Source organism: Yoonia vestfoldensis SKA53, from assembly GCF_000152785.1.
GTDB lineage: Bacteria > Pseudomonadota > Alphaproteobacteria > Rhodobacterales > Rhodobacteraceae > Yoonia > Yoonia vestfoldensis_A.
This window is the reverse complement of record NZ_CH672414.1, coordinates 1,833,692-1,844,662: the sequence shown is the minus strand read 5'-3', so window position 1 is coordinate 1,844,662 and position 10,971 is coordinate 1,833,692. Positions and strand designations below refer to the sequence as shown.

The following is a 10,971-nucleotide window of genomic DNA, read 5'->3' as shown; positions in this document are numbered from 1 at the left end:
GTCATCGGTTGCAGATGTTCTGCAAACTGATCCACGCGCTGTCGGTCATCACCGGTGGCGATGGCTGGCCGTCTAGTGTATCACGGCCCAGATCAGGCATCGTGCCGCTGCGCGCATCCGCCAGCACCTGATAGGGCCGTTGTGGCAGATTGGCCGCCGCGAAGGCGCGACGTAGATCGGCAGGATCAGCCTGCGGTGCGGGCTGGTCCAAAACGGCTTCGGTATGGCGCTGCAATACGTCGCGCGGAATATCACCTGTCGTGAGCAAGCCAAAGGTTGTGGCCAGCCCTGCTTGCCGGAGCACGGGTTCAAGGCTGTCGTGGTTGCCGAGCGCCACATGGCTGGCCAACACGAACCCCGCCACGGCCACCGGATCATCTGCCGCCTGCAACAGTCCCGCATCCAGAATGATCAGCCCGCCCGGCATCGCCAGCGCCCCTTGGTCCAGCTTTGGCACGACAACGATGTTCAGCGGCGTGCCCGCCCCGAAAACCCGTGTCGCCAGGGTACCTGCCGCTGCCTGTGCGGTCGTATCGCGGCAGACCGCGCCGGTTTTGGTCTGCACATGGGCAAGGATGATTGCGCCGATCTCGACCCGTTTGGCATTTGGCACCACCGCCAGTGTCTGTCGCATCAGCGCGCCGGGCAGCCAGAACACGGCCAACGCCAGCGTCGCGGCCACGATCCCTGCCGTGATCCAGTGACGCAGTTTTCCGGGCTGTGGACGTGACTTGGCCAGCGATTTGCGGACCTCTTCGATGGCGTCGATCATGATCTCGTCGGCGATCTCCAGTGCCTCGCTTGCCTCTTGATCAGGGGCATAGATTGCGGGGCGCTCGTCAGGGTTCAGACGGATCACCGCGGGCAGCGACCAATGCGCCAGCGGGCGCGCGGCGCCGTCGGCAATGACCAGCGTCGCATCGCCAAAAGAGATTGTGACCTGCCGGCGCTGCTGGTCAGGCGCAGGCCGCCAGAGCCCATCGCTTTCCAGACGCACATATCGATCGAGCGCTGTCATCTGCCCATACTGCCTTTTTTGCAGCTACCTTACGCCCACAGGTCCAAGTTGTCATGCCCGAAACGGCCCTGCGCCCCCGTGATCAGAACGCCTTGACGATCAGGCGCAGTTCGAATTTCTGGATCTTGCCGGTTGATGTCTTGGGCAGGTCCTGAAACACCACGCGTTTGGGGCATTTGAACCCTGCGAGCCGTTCGCGCGCAAAGGCGATGATCTCGGCCTCGGTCGCGGTGGCCCCGTCTTTCAGCTCAACAAAGGCGCAAGGGATTTCACCCCATTTTTCGTCTGATTGTGCCACCACAGCACACAGGTTTACGGCTGCATGGTGCATCAGCGCGGCCTCTACCTCGACAGAGCTGATGTTTTCGCCGCCTGAAATGATGATGTCCTTGGCGCGGTCGGATATCTGGATCATGCCATCCGGATGCTGGATCGCCAGATCCTCGGAGTGGAAATAGCCGCCTGCAAACGCCCTTTCGGTGGCGTCTGGGTTTTTCAGGTAGCCTTTCATCACCGCATTGCCGCGCATGACAATCTCGCCCTGCGTGGTGCCGTCCCACGGCACGGGCTCCATCTGGTCGTTGACGACGGTCACGTCTTCCATGATCGGAAAGCCGACACCTTGGCGCGCCTTGATTGCGGCCTGTTCGGCCTCTGGCAGGGTATCCCATGCGGGGTCCCAGATACATTCGGTGACATGGCCAAAGGTTTCGGTCAGCCCGTAGACCTGTTTGACGTGAAACCCCAGCTTGCCAATCGCGGCCAGTGTTGCGGGGGCAGGGGGTGCGCCTGCGGTGAACACCTGCACCATGTGGTCAAACTGGCGGCGATGCTCTGGTTTTGCATTCACTAGCAGGTTCAGCACGATCGGCGCGCCGCCGAAATGCGTGGCCCCGTGATCGGCGATGGCATCATAGATCGTCGATGCAGTGATGTCGCGGCAGCAGATCGCGGTGCCACCCAGCGCGGGCAGCATCCATGTGTGGTTCCAGCCGTTGCAATGAAACAGCGGCACGATCTGCAAATAGCGCACAAAGGTCGGCATTTCCCACGATATCGCTGTGCCCAGCGTCATCAGATAGGCGCCGCGATGGTGATAGACCACGCCCTTGGGACGGCCAGTGGTGCCAGAAGTGTAATTCAGCGCAAGGCTTTCCCATTCATCATGCGGCAGGATCCATGCGAAATCGGGGTCGCCCGTGGCTAGAAAATCCTCGTAATTCTGCTGGGTGCCGGTGGTAAGGATACCCGCGTGGTCGTCTGGCACTTCAATTACCAATGGCGTAGGCCCCTGCATCTGGTCGATGGCCGCCATCGCCTGCGGCAGGAACTGGCTGTCCACCAGCACAACCTTCGCCTCGCCATGATCAAGGATATAGGCGATGGTATCCACATCCAGCCGGATGTTGATCGTGTTCAGCACCGCGCCACAGGCGGGGACGCCGAATGCCGCCTCGGATTGGGCGGGGATATTGGGCAGGATCGTGGCGACCACATCGCCCGGCTGCACCCCCGCCTTGACCAGCGCCGAAGCCAGCCGCGTGACGCGCCGATGATATTGCGCATAGGTCAACCGCGCCGTGCCATAGACGAGCGCCTCTCGGTTGGCAAAGACCAAGCCAGCGCGTTGCAGGTGCGATAAGGGCGTCAGCGGCACATGATTGGCCGCCCGTTTGCCCAGCCCCGTCTCATCGCGCATCCAGCCCATGTCGCCCCCCCGCCATCTTGGTCGCTATCTGGACAGAGTATTGCGGTGCATCGGCGACTTTGAAAGCGGAATCCTGTTGAGAAAGCTGCCTGATGACACCCCAGCTCGCCTTGCCTGACCAGATCGTGTCGTCGCATGCAGCGCTTTATATCATCGTGGGGATGGCAACCTTGGGGCTGAGCGACAATTTCGTTCCCCATGTCGCGGCGGATGGATCGCTTTGGCAGTTCCACCTGCTGCGTGGTACTCTGGCGCTTGGCGCTTTGTGCCTGATTGCGCTGCTGGGCCGGGGTAGTTTGCGGCCAAAACGGCCTTGGGCAGTGTTCGGGCGCAGCGTGTTTCAGGCGGGGTCCATGCTGATCTATTTCGGCTGTCTGGCCATTCTGCCTATCGGCATCGTCGTGGCTGGTCTGTTCACATCCCCGATTTTTGTGCTGCTGATCGCGGTGATCTTTCAAGGCAAGCGTGTCGGCTGGGGCCGCAGCCTTGCGATTATCACGGGGTTTGCGGGCGCGCTTTTGGTGATCCGGCCTGATCCGGCAGCACTTGATTTGGTCGTATTCCTGCCGATCCTTGCGGGGCTATTGTATGCCATCGGGGCCATCGCCACCCGCGCATGGTGCGAAGGCGAAACCACCCTGACGCTCAGCGCCGGGTTTTTTGCAATGCTGGCCGTTTTTGGGGCCTTTGGCTGCCTGCTGCTGCCGTCTACCGGAACCGGCGCAGAGGGTTTCGCGCAGCGCGGCTGGATGCCCGTGACTGCCGATTTGGCGTTCTGGATCGCAGTTCAGGCCGCCTTGGCGCTGGTCGGCATTTTCTGTCTGTTCCGCGGCTATCAACTGGGCGAGGCCAGTCAGGTCGCCGTCTATGAATATTCGCTGCTGATCTTCGCCAGCGGGTGGGCGTGGTATCTGTGGGGCGATCTTGTCAGCCCGGTCGCAATGGCAGGTATGGCGTTGATCGCACTTGCCGGTATCATCATCGTGTCGCGCCGCAGCACGTAAGGGGTGGCGCACCCCGTTTACTGGGATGCGCCACCTTGATCAGGCGGCTTTTGCACCTGTGCCAAAGCGTTTGTAGAATTCGTGGCCCTTGGCTGCCATGTCGCGCAAAAGGTCAGGCGTCGTGAAACGATCCCCGAACTGCGCGGTCAACTGGTCACAGCGTTCAGCGGCATAAGGCGCGCCGATGATGTCCAGCCAGCTGAACGGCCCGCCCGACCAAGGCGCAAAGCCCCAGCCAAGGATCGCGCCCACATCGCCTTCGCGGATGTCGGTCAGCACGCCGTCTTCCAGCGCGCGCACGGCCTCCAGCACTTGCGCGAAAAGCAGGCGGTGCTGCACGGTCACCAGGTCGGGTTGCTGATCCGCGACAGGGTATTGCACGGCCAGACCGTCCCATAGGCCGGTGCGTTTGCCCTTGTCGTCATAGGCATAGAAGCCGGCATTCGATTTGCGCCCCAGACGGGTCTGGTCGGCCATCCAGAACAACACCTCGTCCACCACGCCATCGGGATAGGCATCGCCCATCGCAGCGCGGGTGGCCTTGGCGATTTTCACGCCCAGATCAATGCTGGTTTCATCGACCAGTTGCAGCGGGCCCAGCGGCATACCCACCAGTTTGGCAGCATTTTCGATCAGGGCGGGTTCGACCCCTTCGCGGACCATGCGGATGCCTTCGTTGATGTAGGGAATGATGCAGCGGTTGGCGTAAAAGAACCGCGCGTCGTTCACCACGATCGGCGTCTTGCGGATCTGGCGCACGAAATCGAGCGCTTTGGCCACAGCGACATCGCCCGTCGCCTCGCCCTTGATGATCTCCACCAGCATCATCTTGTCCACGGGGGAAAAGAAGTGGATGCCGATAAAATTGGTCGGATCATTGCTGGCCTTGGCAAGCTCCGTGATTGGCAGGGTCGATGTGTTGGTCGCAAAGATGCAACCCGCGCCAGTGACGGCCTGCACCTTTTTGGTAACCTCGGCCTTGACGCCTACATCCTCGAACACCGCTTCGACGATCAGATCGCAGTCTTTCAGCGCGGCATAATCGGTCGTGGCGTGGATCAGCCCCAGCACGGCGGCTTTCTTGTCCTCGGTCGCTTTTTTGCGGGCGATGCCTTTGTCCATGTAAGCGGCGGTATAGGATTTGCCCTTCTCAGCGGCGTCCTGTTTGGCGTCGATCAGCACGACCTTGATGCCGGCAAGCGCAGACACCAGCGCGATGCCCGCGCCCATCATGCCCGCGCCGATCACGCCGACCTGTCTGACCTTTTGATCGGGCGCTTGTGGGCGGTTGGCCCCTTTTTCGAGCGCTTCTTTGTTGATGAACAGGCTGCGGATCATCGCGCTGGATGACGGGTTCATCAAGACATTGGTGAACCAGCGTGCCTCGATCTTCAGCGCGGTGTCGAATGGGACCAATGCGCCTTCGTAAACGGCGCTAAGCAGGGCCTTGGCGGCAGGATAGACACCCATCGTCTTGCCGTTGACCATGGCGGATGCGCCAACAAAGGTCATGAAGCCGGCAGGGTGATAGGGCGCGCCACCGGGCATTTTATAGCCTTTCTCGTCCCACGGTTTCACGATTGCAGGGTTCGACAGCACCCACGCCTTGGCGGCCGAGATCAAGTCTTCGGCGGGCACTACCTCGTCAATCACGCCTGCGCGTTTGGCGGCTTGAGGATCGTTCAACTTGCCTTCCAACAGCAGGGGTGATGCGCCCATCGCCCCTAGTTTGCGCGCCAGACGGGTGGTGCCACCGGCACCGGGAAAGATGCCAACCATGATTTCGGGCAGGCCGATTTTCGCCTTGGGGTTATCGGCGGCAAAGATGCGGTGACAGGCCAGCGGGATTTCCAGCCCGATCCCCAGCGCCGTGCCGGGCAGGGCGGCGGCGATGGGCTTGCCGCCCTTGTTGGTCTTGGGGTCCATGCCCGCGCGTTCGATCCGGCGCAGCACGCCATGCATCGCCATCACGCCGTCAAACAACCCACGCGCGGGGTCGTCACCGGCGCTGTCTTTCATCCGCGCGATGATGTTCAGGTCCATGCCGCCTGCGAAACTGTCAGGCTTGCCCGAAGTGATGATAATGCCTTTGACCGCATCATCGGCCAAGGCGTGGCCCACCAGCGCATCCAGATCGGTGAACCCTTGCTGGTTCATCACGTTCATGGATTTGCCGACTGTGTCCCATGTGATGATGGCTACGCCATCGGCATCGGTTTTGAGTGTAAAATCAGTCATGTTGGTCCCCTTACACGCGTTCGATGATCGTAGCTGCACCCATGCCCGATGCGATGCACAGCGTCGCAAGGCCGGTGGATTTGCCGGTGCGTTCCAGCTCGTCCAGCAAGGTGCCGATGATGATGGCCCCCGTGGCCCCCAAAGGGTGACCCATGGCGATCGACCCGCCGTTCACGTTGACGCGGTCGTGGTCAACGTTGAACGCCTGCATGAACCGCAGCACGACGGATGCAAAAGCTTCGTTGACCTCGAACAGGTCGATGTCACTGATTGCCATACCGCTATCGCGCAGGATCTTTTCGGTGACAGGCACGGGGCCGGTCAGCATGATGGTCGGATCGGTGCCGATCTTGGCGGTGGCCCGGATCACGGCGCGGGGTTTCAGACCCATGGCCTCGCCCCATTCTTTTGATGCGACCAGCACGCCAGCGGCACCATCGACGATACCGGATGAATTGCCCGCATGGTGGATGTGGTTGATCCGTTCCAGATGGGGGTATTTCATCAAGGCGATCTTGTCGAAACCGGGCATGACCTCGCCCATGGCCTGAAACGCGGGGTTCAGTGACCCCAGCGTCTGCATATTCGTCTCTGGGCGCATGTATTCGTCATGGTCCAGAATGGCCAAACCGTTGATGTCGCGCACGGTGACCACGGATTTGGCGAAACGGCCATCATCCCAAGCTGCCTTGGCGCGTTGCTGGCTGGCCACGGCCAGCTGGTCCGCCTCATCGCGGGTAAAGCCGTATTCGGTGGCGATGATATCGGCGGAAATCCCCTGCGGGACGAAATAGCTGTCCATTGCGATCGAAGGATCAACGGCAATCGCCGCACCGTCGCTGCCCATCGGCACACGGCCCATCATCTCGACGCCACCCGCGATATAGGCCTGCCCCGCCCCGCCGCGCACTTGGTTCGCGGCAAGGTTCACGGCTTCCATGCCCGATGCACAAAAACGGTTGATCGCAAGGCCCGGGATCGACTGGTCAAGATCGGATGCCAGCACCGCGGTGCGGGCAAGACATCCGCCCTGTTCGCCGACCTGGGTGACGTTGCCCCAGATCACATCCTCGACCGCGTGACCTTCAAGGTTGTTGCGCTCTTTCAGTGCATTCAACACACCGGCGGACAGGCGGGCGGATGTCACCTCGTGCAGGCTGCCATCGGCACGGCCTTTGCCGCGGGGCGTGCGGATCGCGTCATAGATATAGGCGTCGGTCATTGTGTCCTCCGTTCAGGTCGCGCTGGTCAGGCCACGCGGCATCAAGTCATAGGGGTGTTTCCAACTGGGTCGGGCAGAGATCCTGTCCAGCCAGCGGTCGATCTGGGGGTAATCAGTGCGCGCAAAGGTAAAGGGTTCGGAATAGAACAGGTAACCGGCACAGGCGATATCGGCGATGGTCATATCTTCACCTGCCAGCCAGTCGCGCCCTGTCAGGTGGGTTTCCATTACCTTGAGCGCCGAGGCCAGACGCATCGCCAGAAAGGCGTTCACATCGGCGTTGCGCTTAGCCTCTGGCAGGAAGTTCATGTTGAACCGCAAAGGGCCAGCGACACCACTGACCTTGTGGTTGTCAAAGAACATCCAGCGCAGCACGTCACGACGCTCGGCAGCAGACCGGCCCCCCAGTTTGCCGGATTTCGAACTAATATAGTCCTGAATCACCGCCGATTGGGTCAGCACCAGATCGCCATCCTCGAACACCGGCACCTCGCCCATGACATTCAATGCGCGAAACTCGGGGCTGCGGGTCGCGCCGTTGAAGAAATCGACAAACACCGGCTCCCAGTCCTGATCGGTCAGGGTTAAAGTGAGGGCCGCCTTGTAGGCGTTTCCGCTTTCGGCAAAGCAATGAAGTTTCATGGGCATGTGATCGCTTTTCTGCTTTTGGCCCTGCGGGGCCAGATGAGTATTTACAACAAAGCGAGGGCAAGCTTGCTTCGTTGACCTCGTCTTAACCTATCTTTGGCAGGAATACTGCACGGTACAGGCTGGAGAGCCGATGACCGTACAAAGCGAAAGGACCCTGGCCTGTGTTGCTGCGCCCCGGACGCGGGGAACTCTCTCAGGTTCGGGGGACTTTTCGTCTCGCTTTGTTTCAAATACTCCCGCCGGAGGCCCTTTGCCCGCCGCAGGCGTCGGGCACTGGTCTTGCCGCGATACCTGACAGTGGAAGGGCAAGGTGGGTTTTAACCCACCCAGCCTATCAGAAATGTGCGGCCTGCAGCGCCATGACCGTATCCGCTCCTGTGTTGATGCGTGCCAGATGCATGGCCGTTGCGGGCAGTTGACGTGCCATATAATAGCGCCCGGTCGCGATTTTTGTTTCATAGAATTCGGTGTCGGATGCACCGCTGGCCAAAGCGTCCATCGCGGCCTTCGCCATGCGCGCCCACATCAGACCCAGACAGACATGGCCCATCATGTGCATGAAATCATAGGACCCCGACAGCGCGTTATTTGGATTCTTCATGCCGTTTTGCATGAAATACATCCCCGCTGCTTGCAGGTCCTTGCTGGCGGCTTTCAGCGGGACAAGGAAATCCTTGTTCAACGCCTCGTTCCCTTCGTTTTCCTTGATGAAGGTTTTGATCATCTCGAAAAACGCCATGACATGCTTGCCGCCATCCAGCGCGAGCTTGCGACCCACAAGGTCCAGCGCCTGAATACCGTTGGCCCCTTCGTAGATCATGGCGATGCGGGCGTCGCGGGCATATTGGGACATGCCCCATTCTTCGATATAGCCATGGCCGCCGTAAACCTGCTGCGCGGCTGTGGCATATTCAAAGCCTTTGTCGGTCAAGAACCCCTTGATGACCGGCGTCATCAGCGAGATCAGGCCATCGGCGTCCTTGTCGCTGTTGCGATGTGCGCGGTCGATCAGATATGCGCCCCAATAGGTAAAGGCGCGCGCCCCTTCGACAAAAGATTTCTGGTCCATCAGGTTGCGGCGGATATCGGGATGCACGATCAGCGGATCGGCGGGGCCGTCGGGGTTTTCCGCACCGGTGACGGCGCGCCCTTGCAGGCGGTCGTTGGCATAGGCGACAGCGTTCTGATAGGCGCTTTCAGCCTGGGCATAGCCTTGCAGGCCGACACCCAGACGGGCCTCGTTCATCATGGTGAACATGGCGCGCATGCCTTTATGGGCTTCGCCCACAAGAAAACCGGTCGCGTCATCATAATTCATCACACAGGTCGCATTGCCGTGGATGCCCATTTTCTCTTCGATCTTGCCGACGCTGACGCCATTGCGCGCGCCAAGGCTGCCGTCGTCATTCACCATGATCTTGGGCACGATGAACAAGGACACGCCCTTGATCCCGTCAGGCCCGCCCTGAATTTTCGCCAGCACCAGGTGGATGATATTCTCCGCCAGATCGTGATCGCCCGCCGAGATGAAAATCTTCTGGCCGCTGATCTTGTAGCTGCCATCGTCCTGCGGGACCGCCTTGGTGCGCATCAGGCCCAGATCGGTGCCGCAATGCGGTTCCGTCAGGTTCATCGTGCCGGTCCATTCGCAGGTCGTCAGTTTTGGCAGGTATGTCTGTTTCTGCTCGTCCGAGCCATGCGCATAGATCGCCGAATAGGCGCCATGGGTCAGGCCCTGATACATGTTGAACGCCATATTGGCGGACACGAACGGTTCCTGTGCCGCGGTGTGCATGACGTAAGGAAGGCCCTGACCACCGTATGCGGGGTCACAATCCATCGCGGTCCAACCGCCTTTTTTCATTTGTTCGAACGCGTCCTTGAAACCCGCAGGCGTGCGCACGACACCGTTTTCCAGCACGCAGCCTTCACGGTCACCCACGGCGTTCAGCGGGTGCAGCACGGCTGTGGCGACCTTGCCGGCCTCTTCGACCACGGCACCGGTGAAATCGCGCTCAAGGTCTTCGAACCCCGCAATATCCTGTTCGCTGATTTTCAGCAGGTCGTGCAGCACGAATTGGATGTCTTTGACGGGCGCATTGTAGATGGGCATCTGGTCTCTCTCCCTGGGGTCGTGTCGTGAATGGTGCGCCGCCTCAAGCGGCAGCGGATTTCTTTTTGGCGAGGCTGGACAGCTTTTCGGCACCCCAGGCCATCTGGGCCTTCAATTCACCAATCGCTTCATCAAGCTCTGCTTTCTGGGCTTGCATGTCGGCCAGATGGCGTTCGGCCAGTTCATAGGTCTTTGACAGCTGGGTCTCTTGCCCGTCGTCCATGTGGTAGAGGTCCAGCAACTGCCGGATTTCCTCGAGCGAGAAGCCAAAGCGCTTGCCGCGCAGGATCAGCTTGAGCCGGGCGCGGTCGCGCTTGGTGAACAGGCGCTTTTGGCCCTGGCGGATCGGGAACAGCAGTTCCTTGGCCTCATAGAAACGCAAAGTGCGGGGCGTGACTTCGAAGGTCTCGCACATCTCGCGGATGTTCATTGTATCTGTCGTCATGGCTTTTCCTCATGCGAATGGCTGTTGCCACGCAATTGCGGATCACATGACAGTCTTACAAGCAAAGGTGACGTTTACGTAAACGGAACGTGGCGTCACAAAAAGGGTGACGAAAGGTCAGCAAAAATCTGGCGAATTTGGTGGAATTATCTGACGCGGTGCAGGCCGCGCTCAGGCCAGTGTTTTCGCCGTATGGTCCCGCAGCTGTTGCAGTTCGGCCATCGTTTCATCCAGCTGCGCGCGTTGTTGGCGTAATTCTTCCATCTGCCGGTCGGCCAGCGCGACCCATTCGCGCATCTGCGCATGGGTGCCTTCTTTTTCGTAGATCAGCAGCCATTGCCGGATGTCTTCGAGCGCAAAGCCAAACCGCCGGCCCCGCAGGATCAGCGTCATCCGTGCCAGCTCGCGCGGGCCATAGAACCGTGCGCGCCCTTCCTTTTCGGGGGTCAGCAGTTCGATATACTCATAATAGCGCAAAGTCCGAGGCGTGACGTCGAATTTCGCACACATCTCTTTGAACGACAGGCGCTTTTCGGTCATCGGTTTCTCCTCGGCATCAACCTATCGCCATC

General features: G+C 60.2%; 9 protein-coding genes. 1 reads left to right on the top strand and 8 read right to left on the bottom strand.

The features are described 5' to 3' along the window. Position 1 precedes the first annotated feature (1 nt). Positions 2-1,018: a hypothetical protein gene (locus SKA53_RS09015; protein ID WP_007205821.1), complete on the bottom strand. Its 1,017-nt coding sequence runs from the start codon at positions 1,016-1,018 to the stop codon at positions 2-4. An 82-nt stretch (positions 1,019-1,100) separates the two neighbouring features. After that, a complete protein-coding gene (locus SKA53_RS09010; protein WP_007205820.1) occupies positions 1,101-2,726 on the bottom strand; it encodes an AMP-binding protein in 1,626 nt (541 codons plus the stop codon). Between the two features lie 92 nt (positions 2,727-2,818). Between SKA53_RS09010 and SKA53_RS09005 the strand changes: the two genes are divergently transcribed. After that, positions 2,819-3,730, top strand: a complete 912-nt coding sequence (locus SKA53_RS09005; protein WP_007205819.1) for a DMT family transporter — start codon at positions 2,819-2,821, stop codon at positions 3,728-3,730. Between the two features lie 39 nt (positions 3,731-3,769). Here SKA53_RS09005 and SKA53_RS09000 read toward each other — a convergent pair whose 3' ends face one another. From SKA53_RS09000 to SKA53_RS08975, 6 genes are all read right to left on the bottom strand, one after another. Further along, positions 3,770-5,968, bottom strand: coding sequence for a 3-hydroxyacyl-CoA dehydrogenase NAD-binding domain-containing protein (locus SKA53_RS09000; RefSeq protein ID WP_007205818.1), 2,199 nt, complete (start codon positions 5,966-5,968; stop codon positions 3,770-3,772). A 10-nt stretch (positions 5,969-5,978) separates the two neighbouring features. Continuing rightward, positions 5,979-7,190: an acetyl-CoA C-acetyltransferase gene (locus SKA53_RS08995; RefSeq protein ID WP_007205817.1), complete on the bottom strand. Its 1,212-nt coding sequence runs from the start codon at positions 7,188-7,190 to the stop codon at positions 5,979-5,981. A gap of 12 nt (positions 7,191-7,202) precedes the next feature. Beyond that, positions 7,203-7,832 (bottom strand): glutathione S-transferase family protein, encoded by a 630-nt coding sequence (locus tag SKA53_RS08990; RefSeq protein WP_007205816.1) that lies wholly within the window; start codon positions 7,830-7,832, stop codon positions 7,203-7,205. A 343-nt stretch (positions 7,833-8,175) separates the two neighbouring features. After that, the gene (locus SKA53_RS08985; protein WP_007205815.1) at positions 8,176-9,954 is read right to left on the bottom strand and encodes an acyl-CoA dehydrogenase C-terminal domain-containing protein; all 1,779 of its coding nucleotides are present in this window, start codon (positions 9,952-9,954) and stop codon (positions 8,176-8,178) included. Positions 9,955-9,997: 43 nt separating this feature from the next. After that, positions 9,998-10,399 carry a MerR family transcriptional regulator gene (locus SKA53_RS08980; protein WP_007205814.1) on the bottom strand — a complete coding sequence of 134 codons (402 nt, stop codon included), beginning with the start codon at positions 10,397-10,399 and terminating at the stop codon, positions 9,998-10,000. A gap of 171 nt (positions 10,400-10,570) precedes the next feature. Continuing rightward, entirely contained in the window at positions 10,571-10,939 is a 369-nt protein-coding gene (locus SKA53_RS08975; RefSeq protein ID WP_007205813.1) for a MerR family transcriptional regulator, read from the bottom strand. Positions 10,940-10,971 lie beyond the last annotated feature (32 nt).

Excerpts from the sequence above, each read along its gene's own strand:
- SKA53_RS09010 (WP_007205820.1), bottom strand. The coding sequence starts at position 2,726 with ATGGGCTGGATGCGCGATGAGACGGGGCTGGGCAAACGGGCGGCCAAT.
- SKA53_RS09005 (WP_007205819.1), top strand. The coding sequence starts at position 2,819 with ATGACACCCCAGCTCGCCTTGCCTGACCAGATCGTGTCGTCGCATGCA.
- SKA53_RS09000 (WP_007205818.1), bottom strand. The coding sequence starts at position 5,968 with ATGACTGATTTTACACTCAAAACCGATGCCGATGGCGTAGCCATCATC.
- SKA53_RS08990 (WP_007205816.1), bottom strand. The coding sequence starts at position 7,832 with ATGAAACTTCATTGCTTTGCCGAAAGCGGAAACGCCTACAAGGCGGCC.
- SKA53_RS08995 (WP_007205817.1), bottom strand. The coding sequence starts at position 7,190 with ATGACCGACGCCTATATCTATGACGCGATCCGCACGCCCCGCGGCAAA.
- SKA53_RS09015 (WP_007205821.1), bottom strand. The coding sequence starts at position 1,018 with ATGACAGCGCTCGATCGATATGTGCGTCTGGAAAGCGATGGGCTCTGG.
- SKA53_RS08985 (WP_007205815.1), bottom strand. The coding sequence starts at position 9,954 with ATGCCCATCTACAATGCGCCCGTCAAAGACATCCAATTCGTGCTGCAC.
- SKA53_RS08975 (WP_007205813.1), bottom strand. The coding sequence starts at position 10,939 with ATGACCGAAAAGCGCCTGTCGTTCAAAGAGATGTGTGCGAAATTCGAC.
- SKA53_RS08980 (WP_007205814.1), bottom strand. The coding sequence starts at position 10,399 with ATGACGACAGATACAATGAACATCCGCGAGATGTGCGAGACCTTCGAA.